Consider the following 20,157-nt stretch of genomic DNA (forward strand, 5'->3'; position numbering starts at 1 on the left):
GGCGCGCGCCACAGTGGGCCAGGTCAGCGCAATGCGACCCCGCGACCCCGCGACGCAGGAGGGGACATGAACGACTTCTGGGACTGGTTCTGGCTCATGGTCTGGTGGTTCTGCTTCTTCGCCTATCTGGTCCTGCTGTTCCAGATCGTCGGCGACCTGTTCCGTGACCACGAGCTCAGCGGGTGGTGGAAGGCCCTGTGGGTCGTCGCCCTGATCGTGGTGCCGTTCCTGTCCGCGCTGATCTACATCATCGCGCGGGGACGCGGCATGGCCGAGCGGCAGGTGAAGACCGCCGTGCAGATGCAGAAGCAGACGGACGACTACATCCGGCAGACCGCCGGCAGATCGCCGGCGAACGAGATCGCCGACGCCAAGACCCTGCTGGACTCGGGGGCGATCTCGCCGACCGAGTTCGAGGCGCTCAAGGCGCGGGCGCTCGCGGTCTGAGGACCGCCGGCCGGCCCCGGTCGCCCGCGTGGCGGCCGGGGCCGCGTCATGCCGGGTCAGGCCTCGGGCGTTCCCTCCGGCAGCCCCGCCAGCGGCTTCGTCCGCGACCGCCCGGCGGCGTCCTTGAGCACCACGTACTTGAGGTCCACGTGCGGCTCCAGCGCGCTGAACTTGTCGTTCGGCGCGCCGATGACCAGCTGGAACCCCAGCCCGCGCCACGCGCCGACGGCCCGGCCGGTGAACCGCGCGTCCGCCTTGATCAGCGCCTCGTCCAGGAACACCGGCGCGTACCGCGGCCGGGCCGCCCCCGCGTCGCCGAGCTGGTAGCGCAGGGCCGCGCCGACGATGAACGCCACGAGCTCCTGCGACTCGCCGCCGGACTTCTCGCCGATGTGGTCGTACAGCGCGACGTGGTGGCCGTCCAGGTCGATCTTCTCGGCGCTCAGCCGCACGTGCCGCCGGACGTCGACCAGGTCCGCGAAGTCCGGGGCGGTGCGGCGGATCCGGTCGATGACCTTGACCATCCGCAGGTAGCGGCGCTCCCGCTCGGCGTCCGTGGCGTCGGTCGCGAGCACCTCGCGCAGGTCGCGCAGCTCCTTGCGGAACCGGGCCACGACCGTCGACTGCGTGTCGCGCGCGTCGATCCGGAGCCGGTGGTCGTCGTCCGCGAACGGCAGGTCCGCGAGGATCTCGTTGACCGGCTGGATGCGCTCCTTGATCTCCCGGACCGACCGGCTCAGCGCGTGGTGCAGGTCCGCGAGGTCGTTGCCGGACAGCCGCAGCAGGCTCTTGCGCCACTCGGCCTCGAGCTCGTGCAGCCCGTTCGTCTCCAGCGCGGTGAGGATCCGCTCGTAGTCGCCGTACGCCCCGTCCGGGTCCGTGCCCAGGTTCGGGTCCGGCCAGCGCTCCACGAACGTCTCGAACGTGCGGCGCAGGGCCTCCCGCGAGCCGGTGACCACGTCCTGCGCGGCCTGGCGGTCGGCGCGCAGCAGGTCCGCCGCACGGGCCACGGTCGCGTCGAACGCCCCGAGCGCGTCGGCGGGCCGCTCGGCCGCGCCCGGCTCGGTGCCGGGACCGCCCAGCAGCCGCTCCAGGTAGGCACGCTGCTCCGGCGCGGCGGTCGTCCCGGCGTCCTGCGCCTCGTCGAGCGCCTGCTGCGCGACGTCCACCTCGTCCGAGATCGCCGACCACCCGGCGCCCAGGCGCTCGGTCTCGCCCTTCGTCCGGCCCACCGACTCGGTCAGCGCCTGGACGTCGAGGCTGAGCTCGTCGGCGCGGCGCTGGAGCCGGACCACCTCGGGGCTGCCCGACGTGACGTCCTCGATGACCTGCGCCCAGCGCGCGCGCTCGGCGTCCGCCGCGGCGAGGTCCACGTCGTCCCAGGTGACCTCGACCAGCGCCTCGTACCCGCGCCGCTCGCCGTCCTGCTCGTCGAGGCGGGCCGCGGCCTCCTCCACACCCCGCTCGGCGAGCGCCAGCAGGTGCTGCACCCGCTCGACCTGCCCGTCGAGGTGCGCCAGGCGGCGCGCGTTCGTGAAGCCGAGGACGTTCGCCCGCCCCTGGCCGCCGTGCGCGCCGCGCAGCCCCTCCGACACCTGGCCGGTGCGGGTGAGGGCCTTCGCGTGCTGCGACAGCTCGCCCGGGGTGTCGACGCAGACGTACGCGTGCCGGCTGGCGAGCTCGCCGCGCAGCCAGCCGGAGAACGGCCCGTTCCGCAGCTCGAGCCGGCCCGGCAGCGTCCGCGGGTCCAGCGCCACGTCGGACCGCTGGCCCGTCGGGACGCCCTCGTACCGCAGGCGCCGGCCCAGGCGGACCCCGTCGATCGCCTTGCGGAACGCCCCGAGCCGCGCCGAGTCGATCAGCAGCAGCGTCGCGAAGCCGCCCAGCGCCAGGTTGAACGCCTCGCGCCACGGCTCGTGCTCCGTGCGGACCTCGATCAGCTCCGCGACGAACGGCAGCTCCTCCAGGGACAGCCCCGCCGCCTCCGCCAGCGCCGCGCGCGCCCGCAGCAGGTCCGTCGGGATGGCGCCCTGCTGCTTCTCGGCCGCCGCACGCTCCGCCTGCAGCTCCGCGAGCTCCGCACGGGCCTCCTTGCGGGCCGCCATCGCCTCACCGAGCCGCTCCTGCGCCGCCTTCTTCGCGCCGGCGTCCGCCAGCGCGGTGCGCGCCCGCTCGGTCAGCTCGGCGAAGTCCGCCGCCGACGCGATGCCGACGCCGAGGGCCTCCTCCAGCACCCGGTCCAGCCGCCCGCGGCGGGCCGCGACCCGGTCGCGCTTCTCCTCCGCCGCCCGCAGCTCGCGCTGCGCCCGGGCCAGCCGGTCGCCGCCGGACACCCACAGGGTCTCCTTGACGCCGTCGAGCTCCGAGCGCGCCGCGGCGATCCGGGCCGCCAGCTCGTCGGACTCGCGGCGGGCGCCCTCGTCCCGGTGCTGCAGGTCCGCCTCGACCGCCCGCAGCAGGCCGAGCCGGCGCTCGTGCCGCCACAGCGCCGCCGGGGACGTGCCCTCGTCGAACCCGCCGACCGACGCGATGACCCGCAGCCGCTCCGCCGCCTCCTCGATCGCGGCCCGGTGCGCCCGGATCGGCTCCAGCGCCTTCACCTGCTGGCGGGCCGTGATCATCTGCTCGCGCGTGCCGGAGAGCTTGTCGAACTGCTCCACGACCGCGTCCGCCGTCGCGAACGTGCTCGGCTCCTCCAGCACCATCGCCTTGTACAGCGCGTCGACCGTCGTGATCTGCTGGCCCGCCTGGATGCGGCCGAGCAGCGCCACCGCCTTCGCCCCGTCGCCCGTCGCGCCGATGCCCAGCGTCGCGTGCAGCCGCGCCGTGAACTCCCGGTCCGTGTCGAACGGGGTCAGGCCCGCCGCCGTCAGCGCCGCCCGGCCGAACCGGTCGCCCGCCGCCGGCTCGAGCTCCCGCAGGTCGAATCCGCCGTCCCGCGTCGCCCGCACCGCGGTGACATCCTCGAGCGTCCGCGCCGCACCCGGCACGTACCAGGCCCGCACCGCCGTCAGCTCGCGGCCCGCCTGGTCCGCCCAGGTCATCGCGATCGCCGACCACGTGTCCTGCCCGTCGCCGCGCAGCACCCGCTGCCGGGTGCCGTCCTCGGTCCGCGACTCGTCGAGCTTGCCGCGCGCGTAGGACAGGATGTTCCGCTGGTCCTTGCCGCGAGGGCGGCCCACGACGCCGCCGTTCGACGCCCCGTTGAACGGCGTCGTGTGCGGCATCAGCAGTGCGATGTACGCGTCCATCAGCGTGGACTTGCCCGAGCCCGAGCCGCCCGACAGCAGCGTCGCCGTCGGCGCCAGGCGGACGCGGTGGTGGCCGTCGTAGCCGCCCCAGTTCACGAGCTGGAGCTCCCGCGCGACCCACTGCTGGCCCGTCGAGGCCTGCGGGATCAGCCCGAACAGCGTGTCGACCATGGTCATCGGGCGTCGTCCTCCTGGTCGGCGGTCTGGTCGGCGGAGCGGTCGGCGGTCTGGTCGGCGGTCATGTCGTCGGGCGCGTCGGCGACGGACGCGTCGTCGGCGTCGGCGGACGCGTCGGTCGGGCCGTCGTGCTCGGCGGCCGCCGGTCCCGCGGCCGTCTGCTCGCGGAGCCAACCGCGCAGCTCGGCGAGCCGCTCGTTGCTCAGCACCACCTCGACCAGCGGCGTCACCCGGAAGCGCCCCTCGGACTCCTCCTCGACCACGCCCTCCTTGGCCAGCCGGGCCACCGCCGTGCGGATCTCGCGCTGCCGGGACGCGACGTTCGTGTCGTCGGGGTCGAAGTACGTCAGCGCGGTCTGCTCGATCTCCTCGACGTCCACGCGCGCCGAGCTCTCCCCCGCCCCCCGCTCGCGCTGGAAGATCGTCCGCAGGTGCACCAGCACCAGGGTCTCCGCCCGGGTGTACGGCTCGTCGCGCAGCAGCACCGGGACGTCCAGCTCCGTCGAGCGGACCTGGCGCTTGTAGGCGATGCCGCGGTCGTGGTCGACGACGAGGTGCACGAACAGGTCGTGCAGCCGCGACTCGACGACCTGCTGGTTCTCCAGCAGCGTGCGCCACTGCGCGGGGTTGCGCTCCGCCAGCAGGAACCGTCGCTGGAGCAGCCGGACCAGCACCCGGCGCACCTCGGCGTCGAGCGTCCCGGCGTCCCCGGGGAACAGCTCCGCCGGGTCCTCCTCCATCGGGACCGGAGGGATGAACGCCTCGTCGCCCTCGGCGGGCGCGTCCGTCCACGTGTCAGTCATCGCCCTCGTCCCTCATCCGTGTCGTCACGCCGCCGAACGCGAACCGGCGGCGGCTCCCGTCCGGCCGCACCGCCTCGACGTACGCGACCGCGTCGGTCTCCGTCATGCCCTGCGTGTGCGCGATCTCCAGCATCCCCAGCAGGTCCACCGGCCGGCGCAGCGCCTCGGGCGCGGCGTTGAACGCCGCCGCCACGTCCACGTCCGCGTCGGCCCACCCGGTCAGGTGCGCGCGCAGGTCCGCGTAGTGCGGGCCGCCCCACGCCCGCGCCTCCGCGTACGACGCGTCCGGGTCGCCGTCGTCGTCCCACACGCTCAGCGGCGCCGGCGCCTGCGGCGGCCGCAGGTCGCCCGCGGTCTGGCGCAGGTTCTCCACCTCCGCGACCGGCAGCCGGCGCAGCGGGTCGACGGCCTGCCCGCGCCGCGCGTCCGGCAGCCACTCCTGCAGCCCCGTCATCACGTCGCGCAGCAGCTCGTCCACCTCGCGGTCCCGCAGCGGGTCGTGGTTCCGGACCTGCGCAGTGATGACGTACGACGCCTCGCGCTGCGCCGTGAACACCTGGTCGAGGCCCTGCTCGATCCGCCGCCCGATCTCCCGGAGCTCCGCCCGCTGCTGCGCCGGCAGCAGGCGGGTGAACCGGTGCCGCAGCACCGTGTCGAGCTGCGCGGAGAGCTGGTCCAGCCGCTGCGGGTCGCCGATCAGGCGCAGCGCCCCGGAGAACGCCCGGCCCTCGACCGTGGACTCCATGACGTGCTCGCCGCGCTCCAGGTACTCCCGCAGCACCTCGCCGGTCGGCCGCTCGTCCTGGCGCAGCGCCGTCACCACGTCCCGCTGCATCGCCTTGATCGACTCGGCCACCCGCGCGAAGTCGGCGGGCAGCTCGCGGACCAGGTGCAGGACGTTCTCCGCCTCCTCCAGCAGCTGCTCGTCGCCCACCGGGTCCACCGTCCCCGTGCGCTCGATCCGCTCCGCCTCGGCGCGCAGCCGGGCGATCTCGCCCTCGATGCGGGCCAGGCGCACCAGCACGTCGGGGTCGGCGTCCAGCGCGAGCCGCTCCACCGCCTCCAGCAGGGTGCGCACCCGGGACTGGGAGACCCGCGCCCGCGACCCGCCCGCGCGCCCGGCGACCTCCAGCGCCCCGACCGCGTGGGCGGAGAGCGTGTAGACCTCGACGTCCTCCTCCAGAACCCGCCGCACCAGCCACCCGGCGTCCGCCCACTGCCGGCACAGGTCACGCGCCGATCCCACCGGCAGCTCGTCGCCGTAGCCCGCCGAACGGAGCTGGTCGAGGGCGTCGCCGACCTCCGTGTGCGCGTCAGCCACCGGGACCTGGGGGCGCTCCGGGGTGAACACGAGCGAGAGCAGAGAGACCACGAGGGGGGCGTGCCGCTTGTGCAGGAGGTCCAGCATCGGGTTCTGGAAGGCCCGGACGGCGCCCTGGTACGCCCCTTCGGCTCGCGTGATCATCGCGGGACAGCGTAGGTGAGGACGGAGGCGGGGCGTGACGAACGCGCCACGACGCCCGTCCTGCACCCCCTGGGAGCCACCTGCGAGGCACCTGTGCCACGGTGGCCCGGCCCGTCGCTCCGGAACCAGGGGGATCCGTCATCTCCGACCGCAGCCGCTTCCAGCTGTCCACCGACCCCGACCTCGACACCCAGGCCCGCGCCACGCTCGGGCGGGCGCAGAGCGGGGCCGCCGACGCGGGCGAGGTGATCGCCACCGCTGCGTCGGTGCACGGCAAGGACCACGCCGCGTGGTTCGCCGCCTGGCGCGCGCTCGGCGACCGGCTCGCCGGGCAGGCGGACGCCTCCGCGGCCGCGGGCCACCCGGTGAGCGCGGCGTCGGCGTACCTGCGGGCGGCCACCGCGTACGGGGTGGCCGTCGACGCGGTCGCCACGCTGCCGTCCGACGAGGACCTGCTGCCGACGTTCCGCGCGCACCGCGCGGCCTGGGAGCGCTGGGTCGACACGGTGGACCTCGACATCGACCGCGTCGACATCCCGTACGAGGGCACCACGCTGCCGGCGTGGGTGCTGCACGCCCCGGGCGCCACCGGGCCGCGGCCGACGCTGGTCGCCGTCAACGGCAGCGACGGGGCGCTCACCTCCCTGTGGTCGGACTGCGGGGCGGCGGCGCTGCGCCGCGGCTACCACGTCGTCCTGTTCGACGGGCCCGGGCAGCAGTCGATGCTGTTCGAGCGCGGCGTGCCGTTCCGCCCGGACTGGGAGGCGGTGCTGACCCCGGTGCTCGACGCCGTGACGGCCCGGCCGGAGGTGGACGCCGGCCGCATCGCCGTCTACGGCCTCAGCCAGGGCGGCTACTGGGTGCCGCGCGCCCTCGCGTTCGAGCACCGGCCGGCGGCGGCCGTGGCCGACCCGGGAGTGGTCGAGGTGGCGACCATCTGGGAGCACCCGGTGCCGTCGAGCCTGCTGCACCTGCTCGGGAAGGGCGACGACCACGCCTTCGACCGCGACATGGCCCTCGGGATGCGGCTGTCCAAGGGCGCGGCGAGCACGTGGCGGTTCCGCGCGCGCCCGTACGGCACCGAGGGCTACGCCGCGACGATCCGCGCGGTGCGCGCGTACGACGCGACCGACGTCGCCGCGAAGATCACGACGCCGCTGCTCATCACCGACCCCGAGCACGAGCAGTTCTGGCCCGGGCAGTCGCGCCGGCTCGCTGACCTCGCCCCGGAGGTGGCGACCCTGGTGCCGTTCACCGCCGCGGAGGGCGCCGACGGGCACTGCGAACCGCTGGGCCGTGCGGTCACCGAGGAGCGGGTGTTCGACTGGCTGGACGAGCGGCTCGGGGTGTGACGCACCGCCGGGCCCTTCGGCCCTCGCCGCGCCGCGAGACCCGCGCGTAGCGTCGGCCCATGGGACACACGCACGCACGCTGGTCGGAGCTGAGCACGTCGCGCAAGGTCGGCACCGTCGTCGTCGGCCTCGCCCAGGTCACGCTGACGGCGGTCGCCTACCGCGACCTGGCCCGCCGCCCGGCCGAGGAGGTCAACGGCCCGAAGGTCGCCTGGGGCCTGGCGATCCTCGTGAACTGGGTGGGGCCGATCACGTACCTGGCGAAGGGCCGTCGCACCACCTGAGGCGCGCGAGCCGGACCGCCGCGGCCGTGCCGCCGTCCCCGGAAGGTGATCTCGCCGACGGGGACGCCGGTGGCGCGCGCGAGGTCCGCGCCCTCGACCGCCGAGAGGTGCACCGCCCGCCCGGGGTGTGGTCCTGTGCGCCCGGGACGTGCCGCGCGTCCACGAGCGCGAACCGGAGCACCGAGCACGACGAAGGCCCCGATCCGGCGGGATCGGGGCCTTCGTCGTCGCTGTCTCAACGAGTGTCCGGAGGGGGACTTGAACCCCCACGCCCTATACGGGCACTAGCACCTCAAGCTAGCGCGTCTGCCATTCCGCCACCCGGACAGGGTGTCTCCCGACCGATCACATGAGCGCATTCCTACGCCCCGACGACCCGTCAGGTGCGGCAGAAAACATAGCACGGAGTGGCGCCCGGGCACGCATCCGCAGGTGGGGGCAGACTGGCGGGTGCCCCGCCGGGTCCGTCGCGGCGGGTGACTGACCAGCGGAGGTGGTGCGCGCGTGGCTGACGTCGGTGGCGGTCGGGGTGGCGGCTCGACGGGTCCGGCGGCGCGCCGCGTCGCGGGCCAGCGGCGGGGCGGCGCGGGGACGGCCGCCGACGACGGGGTGCCCCGGTGGCTGCGGACCTCGGCGGGCATCACGTGGCGGCTGCTCGTGCTGCTCGCGGGCATCGGCGTGGTGTTCTACGGCACCGCCCAGGTGCAGCTCCTCTTCGTGGCGGTGTTCATCGCGTTCGTGTTCACGGCGGTGCTGCGCCCGGTCGTCGAGTTCTACGCGCGGGGCATGCCGCGGCCGCTGGCGACCGCGCTCGGGCTCCTCACCGGGTTCCTCGTCCTGGCCGGCATGGTGTTCTACGTCGGCTACTCCGTGGCGAACCAGTGGCAGGACCTCTCGCGGCAGTTCAGCGACGGCATCGACCAGATCGTCGACTTCCTCGAGCACGGACCGCTGCCCGTGTCGATCACGAACGAGCAGATCGCCGAGTGGATCGACACCGGGCGCGAGTGGGTCCAGCAGCACGCCGGCGAGCTCGCGAGCCAGGCGGCCGCGTCCGCCGGCTCGGTCGTCGAGGTGTTCACCGCGCTGGCGCTCGCGGTGTTCTGCGCGATCTTCTTCCTGGCCCGTGGGCAGGAGATGTGGACCTGGTTCGTCAACCAGCTCCCCGCGACGGTGCGGGACTCCTGGAAGACAGCGGGCGGCGCCGGCTGGTACACGTTCAGCGGATACACCCGGGGCACCGTCATCATCGCGGTGACCGACGGGTTCCTCGCGTTCGTCCTGCTGTCGATCATCGGGGTGCCGCTCGCCGCTCCCCTGGCGGTCCTCGTGCTGATCGGCGCGTTCATCCCCCTGATCGGCGCCCCGGCGGCGATGGTCGTCGCCATGATCGTCGCGCTCGCGGCGAACGGCCCGATCCAGGCGGCCGTCGTCGGCATCGGGATCGCGCTGATCGGGCAGTTCGAGGGGCACGTCCTCCAGCCGCTGGTCATGGGCAAGCAGGTGTCGCTGCACCCGGTGGTCGTGGCGCTCGCGGTCGCCGGCGGGACGCTGACCGCGGGCATCCTCGGCGCGGTCATCGCGGTGCCGCTGGTGTCCGTCGTGTGGGCGATCTGGTCGCGGTTCCACCAGCCCGACCCGCCCATGGAGGTCGAGGAGGCCGTCGAGGAGGTCGAGCCGGTCCCGGACGACGGCACCGCGCTGCAGTAGCTACCCGTCCGGGCGAGCCGGGAACCACCGGGGCCGGACGTCCGTTGGAGGGCCGACCGTGCCGGGCGACCTGGAGAGAGATGGACGGCTGCAGTAGGTACCCCCTGGACCGCGACGAGACCGCGACAGGGGGTGAGGCGTGATGTGGGTGCTGTCGTTGCTGCTCGGCCTGCTGGTCGTGCTGGCGATCACGGCCGCGACGGGCTACTTCGTCGCCCAGGAGTTCGCGTACATGGCCGTCGACCGGTCGCGGCTGAACGCCCGCGCGGCCGACGGGGACGCCGGCGCCCGCCGGGCCCTGGCGGTGACGCGCCGGACGTCGTTCATGCTGTCCGGCGCGCAGCTCGGCATCACCGTGACGGGCCTGCTCGTCGGGTACGTGGCCGAGCCGCTGATCGGTGAGTCGCTCGGCGAGGCCCTCGGCGGCGTCGGGGTGCCCACCGGGGTCGGGATCGCGGTCGGCACGGTGCTCGCGCTGCTGCTGTCGACGCTCATCCAGATGCTGTTCGGCGAGCTCTTCCCGAAGAACCTCGCCATCGCCCGGCCGGAGCCGGTGGCCGTCGCCCTCGCGGCGTCGACCAACCTCTACCTGCGGGTGCTCGGCTGGCTGATCCGGGTGTTCGACTCGGCGTCGAACGCGCTGCTGCGGCTGCTGCGGATCGAGCCGGTGCACGACGTCGAGCACTCGGCGACCGCCCGGGACCTCGAGCACATCGTCGCGGAGTCCGCGCAGAGCGGCGACCTGCCGCGCGAGCTGTCGATGCTGCTGGACCGGATCCTCGACTTCCCCGAGCAGGACGTCGAGCACGCGATGATCCCCCGGTCCCGGGTCGACGTCGTCCGCGCCGGGGACACCGTCGCGGACGTGCGCGCCCGGATGGCCGCCGGGCACTCCCGGTACCCCGTGCTGGGCGGCGGCTCCGGCGAGGAGGTGGTGGGCGTCGTGCACCTGCAGGACGTGCTCGCGGCCGACGGCCGGGACGCCGCCCCCGTCGAGGCCCTGATGCGGCCCGCCGAGCTGGTGCCGACCTCGATGAGCCTGCCGGACGCCCTGCGCCGGCTGGCCGTCGGGCGCAACCAGCTCGCGTGCGTGCTGGACGAGTACGGCGGCCTCGCCGGCGTGCTGACGTTCGAGGACCTCGCCGAGGAGCTCGTCGGCGAGATCACCGACGAGCACGACGCCGCGGTCGAGGCCGCGCTCGTGCTGGACGACGGCGCCTGGACGATGGCGGGCGACGTGCACCTGGACGAGGTGGAGCGCGCGATCGGCCGGGACCTGCCGCGCGGGGACCACGAGACCATCGGCGGCCTGGCGATCGCCGCGCACGGGGCGCTGCCGCCGGCCGGCGCGAGCGTCGTCGTGCTGCTGCCCGACGACCCCGGGGAGCTCGCGCACGCCGGCGAGCCCGACCCCGTGTGGCTGCGCATCGACGTGCTCGAGGTCGAGCGGCACGTCCCCGCCCTGGTGCGGGTCACCGTGCCCGCCGACCCGCCGCCCACCGAGGACGAGCGCACCGCCGCCGTCGCCCGCGACCAGGAGGAGGACCGATGAGCGACCCCGTCGTGGTCATCGCCGTCACCGTCGCGCTGATCGCGCTCAGCGCCTTCTTCGTGGCCGTCGAGTTCGCGGCGCTCGCCGCCAAGCGGTACCGGCTGGAGGAGGCCGCCCCGCGCAGCCGCTCCGCCCGGGCCGCGCTGCGGTCGTCGACCGAGCTCACCGTCCTGCTGGCCGGGTCCCAGCTCGGCATCACCGCCTGCACCCTGGCGCTCGGTGCCGTCACGAAGCCTGCGGTGCACCACTGGCTGACGCCGCTGTTCGAGAGCTGGGGCGTCGCGCTGTGGCTCGCGGACGCCGCCGGCTTCGTGCTCGCGCTGGTGATCGTCACGTTCCTGCACCTCGTCGTCGGCGAGATGGCCCCGAAGTCCTGGGCGATCGCGCACCCCGAGACGTCGGCGATCCTGCTGGCCACGCCCATGCGGGCGTTCATGTGGCTCACCCGGCCCGTGCTGCGCGTGCTGAACGAGGCCGCGAACTGGTGCCTGCGCCGCGTCGGTGTCGAGCCCGCGGACCAGGTCGCCACCGGGCAGAACCCCGACGACCTGCGGCACCTCGTCGAGCACTCCGCGAACGTCGGGGCACTGGACGCCGCGTACTCCGCCCAGATCTCCGGAGCGCTGGAGCTGCAGACGACGACCGTGCGGGACCTCGTCGCCGGCGGCGCGGTCACCGCGGTGCCCGCCGACGCGACCGTCTCCGCCGTGCGCGCCGCGTCCCGGGCGTCCGGGCACCTGCGGGTGCTCGTGGGCAGCGGGGACCGGCTCGACGGGGTCACGCACGTGCGGGACACCCTCGCGCACCCGGCGGACGCCCCGGTGGCCCCGCTCGTGCGGCCGGTGCTGCGGCTGTCGGCGGACACCCCCGTGGCGGCGGCGCTGGCGCAGATGCGCGAGCAGCGGCAGCACCTCGCGGTCGTGCACGACGACGGCGGCCGGGTGGTCGGCGTGGTGACACTGGCGGATGTCCTCGCGCGCCTGTTCCCGGTGGCGGCGGCGGGGTAGGGCCGGGCCCGACCCCGTTCGGGGTCACCGGACGGGGTCGGCGGCCTCAGCGGGGACGAGGTCGTACGTGACGGAGTCGGCCACCGTCGCGACGGCGTCGTACAGGCGACGGGCCGCAGCGTTCCCGGGCCGGGTCGTCCAGCGGACGACACCCAGGCCCTCGGCACGCGCCTGCGCCGCCAGTTCACCCAGCAGCGCACGAGCCACGCCGCGCCCTCGGGCCGACGGGCTCGTGTACAGGTCGTCGAGGTACACGCCCTCCGCCCCGAGGATCGGTCGCGGGAACCGGCGGGCGTGCGCGAACCCGACCGGGCCGTCCTCCGTGACGGCGAGCAGCGCGCGCAGGGGGTGCGCCGGGTCGCAGACCCAGGTCCACACGCGGGCGACCGCGTCCGGGTCCGGAGCGAGACCGGCGCCCGCGCGGTAGTCGGCGAACATCGCGGCCCACGCGGCGCGGTCGGCGTCCGCGGCGGGCCGGACGCGGGTGGCGGGCGTCACGGCTCGGCGTCCGGATCCGGGGCAGGTGCCGGACGGGGCGCCCGCGTCTGCGTCTGCGCCGGGCCGGAGCCGGGCGTCGGCGGGGGTGGGTCGCCCAGGGTCGACAGGGCGCGGTCCAGGGCCGCGACGCCGTCCCGGTCGACCGGGTGCAGCGGAGCGGGCAGGTCCCCGACGTCCACGCCACGCAGCGCCGAGACCGCGTGCACCGCGCGCGGGCCGCCCAGCGACGCGACCAGCTCGGCGACCGGGGCGAGCCGGGCCATCAGCGCGCGGGCCTCGTCCGCCCGGCCATCGGCGGCGGCGCCCGCCACCGCGACGTACCACTCGGGCAGGACCCCGCCGAGGCCGGTGTGCCAGGTGCGCGCCCCGGCGAGGAGGCCCTCGACGCCGATGACGTCGCCGCTGCACCCGAGCTCGACGTGCGCGGGCACGGCGCCCGTGAGCGCCCGCACCCGGTCGCGCAGCTCCGCGGGGTCGCTCCCCCGGTCCTTGACCCCGCCGACGCCCGGGACCTGCGCGGCGCGGGCGAGCGTGTCGACCTCGTACCGGAAGCTCGTGCTGACCGGGTTGTGGTAGAGCCAGACCGGTACCCGCGCGGCGTCCGCGACGTCCCGGACCAGGTCGAGCACCTCGGCGTCGGTGAGCGGCAGGTACGCGAGCGTCGGCAGCAGCACGGCGGCGGCGCCGGACCGTTCGGCGACGATCGTGTGCACCACCACCTCGTCGGTGGTGAACGCGCCCACGCCCGCGACGACCGGCACCCGGCCGTCCGCGGCGGCCACGCCGGCCTCGACGACGCTGCGCCGCTCGCCCGCGGTGAGGTACGGGTACCCGCCGGTGCTCCCGAGGACCGCGACGCCCGAGGCGCCGGCGCGCACGGCGCGGTCGACGAGCTCTTCGAGGGGGTCGGTCCGCACCTCGCCCTCGGGTCCGCGCGGCGTGGGCAGGTAGGCGACGAGGGGTCCGAGGAGCGGCATCGCCGCAGTCTAGGTCGCGCGCGGGGTCAGTCCGCGAGGTTCCGGCCGAGGGTGTCCGTCAGGTCCCGGAACGCCTCCCCCAGGTCCACGCCGTACGTGTCCGCGAGCACGAGCACCGACCACAGGCAGTCCGCCAGCTCGTGGGCGAGGGCCTCGTCGAGGTCGGGGCGCGGGCGGACCCCGGCCTTGCCCTGGACGAGCTTCGCCAGGTCGCCGACATCGCCGACGAACCCGAGGGCGATCTCCTGCGGGGTCCAGGCGCGGCCGTACCGCTCGCGCTCGACCTCCGCGTACCGCGCCCGGACCTCGCGCGCACGGTCCTGCATCTCGTGGAGCTCCATGGACCCATGCTGGCCGGTGGCGGCCGGGCGCGGCGGCGGTTCGGCTCACTGGAAGTCCCGCGAGCTGGTGGCGACCTTGAGCGACAGGGGCGTCAGGTGCTCGGCGACGAGGTTGGTCGCCCCGTCCGCCCGCTCCAGCCGGCCGCGGACGACGAGCGCCCGGGAGGTGCGGGCGACCTTGCGGAACCGCTGCCAGAGCCCGGCGCTGCACACGACGTTCAGCAGGCCGGTCTCGTCCTCCAGGGACAGGAACGTCACGCCGCCGGCGGTCCCCGGGCGTTGCCGGTGCGTGACCACCCCGGCGACCGCGATCCGCCGGCCGGCCTCGTGCCGGAACACCTGCTCGACCCGCAGCACCCCGCCGGCGTCGAGCCCCGCGCGCACGTGCTCGGTCGGGTAGGAGTCGACGGTGACGCCGGTGGCCCAGACGTCGGCGACGGCGAGCTCGACCGGGCTCATGCCGGGCAGTGCGGGCGCGCGGACCCCGACGGAGACGCCGGGCAGGGTGTCCGGTCCCTCCTGGGCGAGCGCGCCCGCCGCCCACAGCGCCTCGCGGCGGGTCACGCCGAGGGGCTCCAGCGCGCCGCCGGTGGCCAGGGCCTCGAGCTGGGCGGTGCTCAGCTCGACGCGGCGCACCAGGTCCCGCAGGTCCGCGAACGGGCCGTGGGCCTCGCGCTCGGCGACGACCCGCTCGGCGACCTTCTCCCCCACGTTCCGGACGGACGCGAGCCCGACGCGGACGGCCAGCGCGCGGGCGGGGTCGCCGTCGCCCGCGCCCGGCCGCCCGGTGCCGGCGGGCACGGCCGCGGTGCCGGAGGGGGTGGGCACGAGCCGCGGCTCGCCCCCGGCCGGCGCGGGCCGCACCCGCTCGACGACCGCCTGCACCCCGGAGCGCTGCACGTCCGGGCGCAGCACCCCGATCCCGTGCCGCCGGGCGTCGGCGACCAGGGTCTGCGGCGAGTAGAACCCCATGGGCTGCGCGGCGAGCAGCCCCGCGTAGAACGCGGCGGGGTGGTGCACCTTGAGCCACGCGCTCGCGTACACGAGGAACGCGAACGAGTAGGCGTGCGACTCGGGGAAGCCGAAGTCGGCGAACGCCTTGAGCTTCTCGTAGACCTCCTCGCGCACCGGCTCGGGCAGGCCGTTGCGGGTCATGCCGGCCATGAGCCGGGCGCGCAGGGCCTCCATCTTCTCGAGGCTGCGCTTGGACCCCATGGCGCGGCGCAGCTGGTCCGCCTCGGCCGGGGTGAAGTCCGCGACGTCGATGGCCATCTGCATCAGCTGCTCCTGGAACAGCGGCACGCCGAGGGTGCGCCTCAGGGACTTCTCCAGCTTCGGGTGCGCGTAGGTGATCGGCTGGCGGCCCTGGTAGCGCTCGATGTACGGGTGCACGGACCCGCCCTGGATCGGGCCGGGGCGGATGAGCGCGACCTCGACGACGATGCCGTAGAAGTTCCGGGGCTGGAGGCGCGGCAGGGTGCCCATCTGGGCGCGGGACTCCACCTGGAACACCCCGACGGTGTCGGCGGCGCACAGCAGGTCGTAGACCAGGGGGTCCTCGTCCGGCAGGGCGTGCAGGTCGAGCCGCGGACCGCCGTGCTGCTCCACCTGGTCGAACGCGAGCCGCAGGGCCGTGAGCATGCCGAGGCCGAGCAGGTCGAACTTCACCAGCCCGGCGTCGGCGCAGTCGTCCTTGTCCCACTGCAGGACGGTGCGGCCCTCCATGCGCGCCCACTCCACGGGGCACACCTCGATGATCGGCCGGTCGCACATGACCATGCCGCCGGAGTGGATGCCCAGGTGCCGCGGCAGGCGCAGGAACCGGTCGGCGAGGTCGATCACCGGAGCGGGGATCTCGTCCAGGTCGCTGGCGGGCGGCGGCCGGTGCGCGGGGACGACGTCGTGGCCGTCGGCGGTGGGCTCGCCGACGGCCGGCTCGTGGTTCCAGCCCCACACGACGCCCTCGGGGTCGCGCTGCTGGGCGGCGTACGCGGCGGCGGGGTCCGCGGGCCCGCGGTTCTCGCCGGACCACCAGGGGTGCCGGGGCTGCGGGCCGCGCAGGGTCCCCCAGCGCTCGATCGACTTGCTCCAGGCGTCCTGCTGGCCGACGTCGTAGCCCAGGGCGCGGGCGGCGTCCCGGACGGCGGAGCGGGCGCGGTAGGAGATGACGTTCGCGACCTGCGCGGCGTGCGTGCGGCCGTGCTTGGCGTAGACGTACTGGATGACCTCCTCGCGGCGGCCGGACTCGATGTCGACGTCGATGTCCGGCGGCCCGTCGCGCTCGGGGGCGAGGAACCGCTCGAACAGCAGGCCGTACTGCACGGCGTCCACGGCGGTGACCTTGAGGGCGTAGCAGACGGCGGAGTTCGCGGCGGACCCCCGCCCCTGGGCGAGGATGCCGTTGCGGTGGCAGAAGTCGACGAGGTCGTAGACGACGAGGAAGTACCCAGGGAAGCCGAGGTCCTCGATCACGCGCAGCTCGTGCTCGAGCTGCGCGTACGCGCCGGGCACCTTCTCGGCCTCGGGCGGGCCGTAGCACTCGAGCGCCCCGCGGCGGACGAGCTCGCGCAGCCAGGTGGCCTCGGTGTGCCCGGGCGGCACCGGGTACGGCGGGAGGTCCGGGGCGACGAGGTGCAGGTCGAAGGCGCACTCGGCGCCGATCGCGGCGGCGTTCGCGACGGCCTGCGGGTGCCGGCGGTGCCGGTGCAGCATCTCGGCCGCGGACGCCAGGTGCGCCGTCGGGGCGCCCGGGAGCCAGCCGTCGAGGTCCTCCATCGAGGAGCGGGCGCGCACCGCCGCGAGCGCCATCGCGAGGTCCGCGTCGCGCGGGGTCGCGTAGTGCACGTTCCCGGTGGCGACCAGCGGCAGCCCGGCGCCGTCCGCGAGCGCCGCCAGGGCGTCCGCGACCTCGGAGTCGTACGGGCCGCCGCCCTGGGTGACCTCGACCGCCACGTTGTCCCGCCCGAACAGCGCGACCAGCCGGTCGAGCTCGGCGCGCGCCCGGTCGACGCCCCCGGCCGCGACCCCCGGGCCGTCGCCGGTGAGCACCCGGCGCACGGGGCCCTTGCGGCAGCCGGTGAGCACGAGCCACCGGCCGTCGGCCTGCTCGGCGAGGGACTCCAGGCGGTAGGCGGCAGCGCCCTTGGTGCCGGTGGCCAGGTGCGCCTCGGCGATCGTGCGGGACAGGGCGCGGTAGCCGTCGGGGCCGCGGGCGAGCACGGGCAGGTGCACGGCGCGCGGGTCGGGGACACCGGTCGGCGGGTCGAGGACGTCGGGGCCGGCGAGCCCCGGGACGGGCAGGTGCAGCTCGGCGCCGAACACGGTCGGCAGCCCGACGCGGCGGGCGGCCTCGGCGAACCGGACGACGCCGTACAGCCCGTCGTGGTCCGTGAGGCCGAGCGCGGTCAGGCCGAGCCGGTGCGCCTCCGCGGCGAGCTCCTCCGGCTGGCTGGCACCGTCGAGGAAGCTGAACGCCGAGTGCGCGTGCAGCTCCGCGTAGCGGGGGGTGTCAGTCATAGACGGCCTCGCAGGTCCAGCCGTCGGGGCGGCAGGCGAGCAGCAGGGCGCGCCCGCCGTCGAGGGTCACCTGCACGTGCAGGCACAGCTGCGCGTCGGTGGCCGACCACCACCGCTCGGCGAGCGGCCAGGGCCCGGCCCAGCCCGCGACGCGGTGCTCGGCGGCGGGCCGCCGGCCGGTGGCGGCGGTGCGGACCCGGGCGGGCACGCCGCTCAGGGTGAGCCGGCCGTCGAACCGCACGGGCCGGCCCTCCGCGTCCAGCACCTCCACCGGGGACGGCCGCGCGGGCACGGTCGCGGGGGCGGGCTGCGGCAGCCGCCCGGGCCACGGCCGGTCGACGGGCCGGGGCGCGGCGGCCTGGGCGCCCCAGGGCTGCAGGTGCACCTGGTCGCGGACGTCCCGCCCGCCCTGCAGGGCGGCGGTGAGCACGCCGTCCCCGCCGAGCAGGCCCTGCACCCGGTCCAGCGCCCGGTGCGCGCGCAGGTCACCACCCGACGGGCCGCCCCACAGCCGCCCCTGCTCGGCGCCGGCGGCGGCGACGTCCTCCGCGGTGATCCCCAGCGCGACCAGCCCGACGGGCTCGCCCTGCTCGTCCGGGTCGCCGCCGGCCCGGGTGCCGTCGAGGGCCGCCGCGGTGAGCCAGCCCTCGAGCTGCCAGCGGATCCGGTCGGTGATCCGGGCGGCCGACAGCCCGCCGAGGCCGCCGAGGTCGGTCCGCCAGGTCCGGGACAGCTCGTCGCCGGCGTCGGTGCGCGCGGTGATCCGCAGCCGCCCGCAGGTCAGGGACTGCTCGGTGAGCAGGGCGTGCAGCTCCTCCGCGAGGCGGCGTCCGGCGAACGTCGCGACGTCCACCCGGTGCGCGGGCGGGTCGAGGTCGGCGCGGACCTCGAGGTCCGCCTCGGGCCGCCGCCGCGCGGGCGGGCGCAGGTCCTCGCCGCGCACGAGGGTCCACGCCCAGGTGCCCCAGGCGCCGAACCGGGCGTGCACGTCCCCGCCGGCGAGGGCCGCGAGGTCGCCCAGCGTGCGCAGCCCGAGGCGGCGCAGCAGGTCCACCAGGTCCGCGACGGCGCGCACGGCGTCGTCCTGCATCGCGGCGGGCGCCAGGTCGCCGACGTCCCGCGGCGCGAGGAAGGCCGGCGAGGCGCCCGGCGGCACCACCTCGTCGGTGCGGGCGGCGAGGACCGCGGCGAGCAGCCCGTCCGCGGTGCCGACCTGGCACTCGTGCCCGGTCCGCTCGGCCACGACGGACACCAGCCGCTCGGCCAGCGCCTCCTCCGTGCCGTGGAACCGCGCGGCGCCACCGGCCGGGAGCAGCAGCAGGCCGGGGCGGGCGACCTCGATGCCGGCGACCACGGCCTCGGTCGCGGCGGCCACCGGCTCGAACAGCCGGGCGTCGCGGTCGTCGTCGGCGGGCAGCAGCACGACCTCCGGGCACGCGCCCTGCGCCTGGCGGCGGCGCATCCCGCGGCGCACGCCCTGGGCGCGGGCCAGCGCGGACACGGCGGTCAGGCGGGCGCCGTGCTGCACGGCGGCGGGCAGGTGCGGCGGGACGTCCGCGGCACGCACCGCGGCGACGACCGGCCAGTCCGGCACCCAGAGGACGGTGGTGCGGGTGCTCATCCGACGAGCCTCAGGCCGGCCCGCTCCGCCGGGGCGGGGGTGGGTGCCGGGGCGGGCGCGGGCGCCGCGGGCAGCCCGTACGGGTCGGTCCCGACCTCGAGGGGCAGCACCAGGCGCAGGTCCTGCGTCTGGCCCGCGCTGCCGCGCCCGGTCCGGGTCACGTGCAGCTCGTGCGCGCGCAGCCGCCCGTCGCCGTCACCGACGCCGGACCACCGGCCGCCCTCGACGGTCAGCACGCAGCCCGCACCGGGCCACGGCGCGGTCGACAGCAGCACGGACCCGCGGTCCCGCGCGCGGGCCATGAGGCGGCGGCGGTCCGCGTCCACGAGCGTGGCACCCGGCCCCACGACCACGACGTCGATCCCGTCCAGCAGGGCCGCGACCACGGTCGGCGTGTCCACCCCCGGGCGCGGGACGACGGCCAGCCGCTCCAGGGCCACGCCGGTCTGCGCGGCCGCGAGCAGGCCGAGGCTCGGCTGCCCGACCACGGCCGCCCACGCCTCGCGCGCCGTGCACGCGGCGGCGACCATGGCGAGCACCAGGGAGGTCGAGCCCAGCACCGCGGTGGTGCTGCCGCGCCGCAGGCCGTCCGACAGCAGCGGGGTGAGCGCGGGCGGCACGGCGAGCGGCGGGCGGTCGGTGAGCAGTACCGGGCCGCGCGCCGCCGGGCGGGCGGGCGACGGGGCGGGGCGGCCGGGCAGGTCGGGGACCGCGACCGGACCGGCGGGCGGGGCCGAACGGGGCCGGGCGGGCGGGGCCGGGGTGGACGTGGCCGGTTCCGCGTCCTGCGGGACCACCGCGAGCGCCGCGGTGCCGTGGACGCGCGCCACCGCGTCCGCGAGGTCCGCGCCGCCGCCCGTGACCGCGGGGACGCCGCCGGCCCGGGTCGCCTGGCCCGCCCCACCCCGGGCCGCCCCGTCGCCGGCACCGCGGGCCCCGTCGGCCGGCCGTGCGAGGCTGCGCGCCCCGGTGCGCAGCTCGGCGTGCGCGAGGGCGGCCCGGGCCCGGGCGATCCGCTCCTCCTGGCTCACCGCCGCACCCCTTCCGTACCTGCGGCACCGCCGCACCCGACTCGTTCGAACACGTGTTCGATTGTGCCAGTAGACGCCGACATCCGGGACCTCGTCAATCCGGCGTCACCCGCCCTGGGGACCAC

At 76.2% G+C, this 20,157-nt stretch carries 15 protein-coding genes and 1 tRNA gene; 6 read left to right on the top strand and 10 right to left on the bottom strand.

Going from position 1 to position 20,157, the window contains the following annotated elements; translation table 11 throughout:
* Positions 1-66 precede the first annotated feature (66 nt).
* Positions 67-447, top strand: coding sequence for an SHOCT domain-containing protein (locus HNR08_RS20500; RefSeq protein WP_146835180.1), 381 nt, complete (start codon positions 67-69; stop codon positions 445-447).
* A 56-nt stretch (positions 448-503) separates the two neighbouring features.
* Here HNR08_RS20500 and HNR08_RS20505 read toward each other — a convergent pair whose 3' ends face one another.
* Genes HNR08_RS20505 through HNR08_RS20515 form a run of 3 tightly spaced genes read right to left on the bottom strand, consistent with a single transcriptional unit; the run spans position 504 to position 6,143 of the window.
* A complete protein-coding gene (locus HNR08_RS20505; RefSeq protein ID WP_146835183.1) occupies positions 504-3,875 on the bottom strand; it encodes an ATP-binding protein in 3,372 nt (1,123 codons plus the stop codon).
* Entirely contained in the window at positions 3,872-4,678 is an 807-nt protein-coding gene (locus HNR08_RS20510; protein WP_146835186.1) for a DUF4194 domain-containing protein, read from the bottom strand. The genes HNR08_RS20505 and HNR08_RS20510 overlap by 4 nt, the downstream gene beginning before the upstream one ends.
* Entirely contained in the window at positions 4,671-6,143 is a 1,473-nt protein-coding gene (locus tag HNR08_RS20515) for a DUF3375 domain-containing protein (protein ID WP_146835189.1), read from the bottom strand. Before HNR08_RS20515 ends, HNR08_RS20510 begins: the two co-directional genes overlap by 8 nt.
* A 101-nt stretch (positions 6,144-6,244) precedes the next feature.
* On the opposite strand from HNR08_RS20515, the gene HNR08_RS20520 reads away from it, so the two are divergent.
* Positions 6,245-7,495, top strand: a complete 1,251-nt coding sequence (locus HNR08_RS20520) for an alpha/beta hydrolase family protein (RefSeq protein WP_246802979.1) — start codon at positions 6,245-6,247, stop codon at positions 7,493-7,495.
* Positions 7,496-7,554: 59 nt separating this feature from the next.
* Entirely contained in the window at positions 7,555-7,779 is a 225-nt protein-coding gene (locus tag HNR08_RS20525; protein ID WP_146835192.1) for a PLDc N-terminal domain-containing protein, read from the top strand.
* A gap of 243 nt (positions 7,780-8,022) precedes the next feature.
* Here HNR08_RS20525 and HNR08_RS20530 read toward each other — a convergent pair.
* Positions 8,023-8,106: transfer RNA gene (locus HNR08_RS20530), tRNA-Leu, on the bottom strand.
* A 177-nt stretch (positions 8,107-8,283) separates the two neighbouring features.
* Between HNR08_RS20530 and HNR08_RS20535 the strand changes: the two genes are divergently transcribed.
* From HNR08_RS20535 to HNR08_RS20545, 3 genes are all read left to right on the top strand, one after another.
* Complete coding sequence (locus HNR08_RS20535; RefSeq protein WP_146835195.1) at positions 8,284-9,489, top strand: AI-2E family transporter; 1,206 nt, start codon at positions 8,284-8,286, stop codon at positions 9,487-9,489.
* Between the two features lie 142 nt (positions 9,490-9,631).
* A complete protein-coding gene (locus HNR08_RS20540; RefSeq protein WP_221287229.1) occupies positions 9,632-11,041 on the top strand; it encodes a hemolysin family protein in 1,410 nt (469 codons plus the stop codon).
* Positions 11,038-12,048 carry a hemolysin family protein gene (locus tag HNR08_RS20545; RefSeq protein ID WP_146835203.1) on the top strand — a complete coding sequence of 337 codons (1,011 nt, stop codon included), beginning with the start codon at positions 11,038-11,040 and terminating at the stop codon, positions 12,046-12,048. Before HNR08_RS20540 ends, HNR08_RS20545 begins: the two co-directional genes overlap by 4 nt.
* A 24-nt stretch (positions 12,049-12,072) precedes the next feature.
* Here the strand turns inward: HNR08_RS20545 and HNR08_RS20550 are convergent, their stop codons facing one another.
* The 6 genes from HNR08_RS20550 to HNR08_RS20575 are packed head-to-tail and all read right to left on the bottom strand — an operon-like array spanning position 12,073 to position 20,032.
* A complete protein-coding gene (locus HNR08_RS20550; protein WP_246802980.1) occupies positions 12,073-12,546 on the bottom strand; it encodes a GNAT family N-acetyltransferase in 474 nt (157 codons plus the stop codon).
* A complete protein-coding gene (locus HNR08_RS20555) occupies positions 12,543-13,523 on the bottom strand; it encodes a dihydrodipicolinate synthase family protein (protein WP_146835206.1) in 981 nt (326 codons plus the stop codon). The genes HNR08_RS20550 and HNR08_RS20555 overlap by 4 nt, the downstream gene beginning before the upstream one ends.
* A gap of 26 nt (positions 13,524-13,549) precedes the next feature.
* Positions 13,550-13,864, bottom strand: a complete 315-nt coding sequence (locus HNR08_RS20560) for a MazG nucleotide pyrophosphohydrolase domain-containing protein (protein ID WP_246582120.1) — start codon at positions 13,862-13,864, stop codon at positions 13,550-13,552.
* A gap of 45 nt (positions 13,865-13,909) precedes the next feature.
* Positions 13,910-17,380 (bottom strand): error-prone DNA polymerase, encoded by a 3,471-nt coding sequence (locus HNR08_RS20565; RefSeq protein ID WP_146835208.1) that lies wholly within the window; start codon positions 17,378-17,380, stop codon positions 13,910-13,912.
* Positions 17,373-19,001 carry a DNA polymerase Y family protein gene (locus HNR08_RS20570; protein WP_146835211.1) on the bottom strand — a complete coding sequence of 543 codons (1,629 nt, stop codon included), beginning with the start codon at positions 18,999-19,001 and terminating at the stop codon, positions 17,373-17,375. The genes HNR08_RS20565 and HNR08_RS20570 overlap by 8 nt, the downstream gene beginning before the upstream one ends.
* Entirely contained in the window at positions 18,998-20,032 is a 1,035-nt protein-coding gene (locus tag HNR08_RS20575) for a hypothetical protein (RefSeq protein WP_221286399.1), read from the bottom strand. The genes HNR08_RS20570 and HNR08_RS20575 overlap by 4 nt, the downstream gene beginning before the upstream one ends.
* Between the last annotated feature and the right edge of the window lie 125 nt (positions 20,033-20,157).

Source organism: Cellulomonas hominis (genome assembly GCF_014201095.1).
Lineage (GTDB): Bacteria > Actinomycetota > Actinomycetes > Actinomycetales > Cellulomonadaceae > Cellulomonas > Cellulomonas hominis.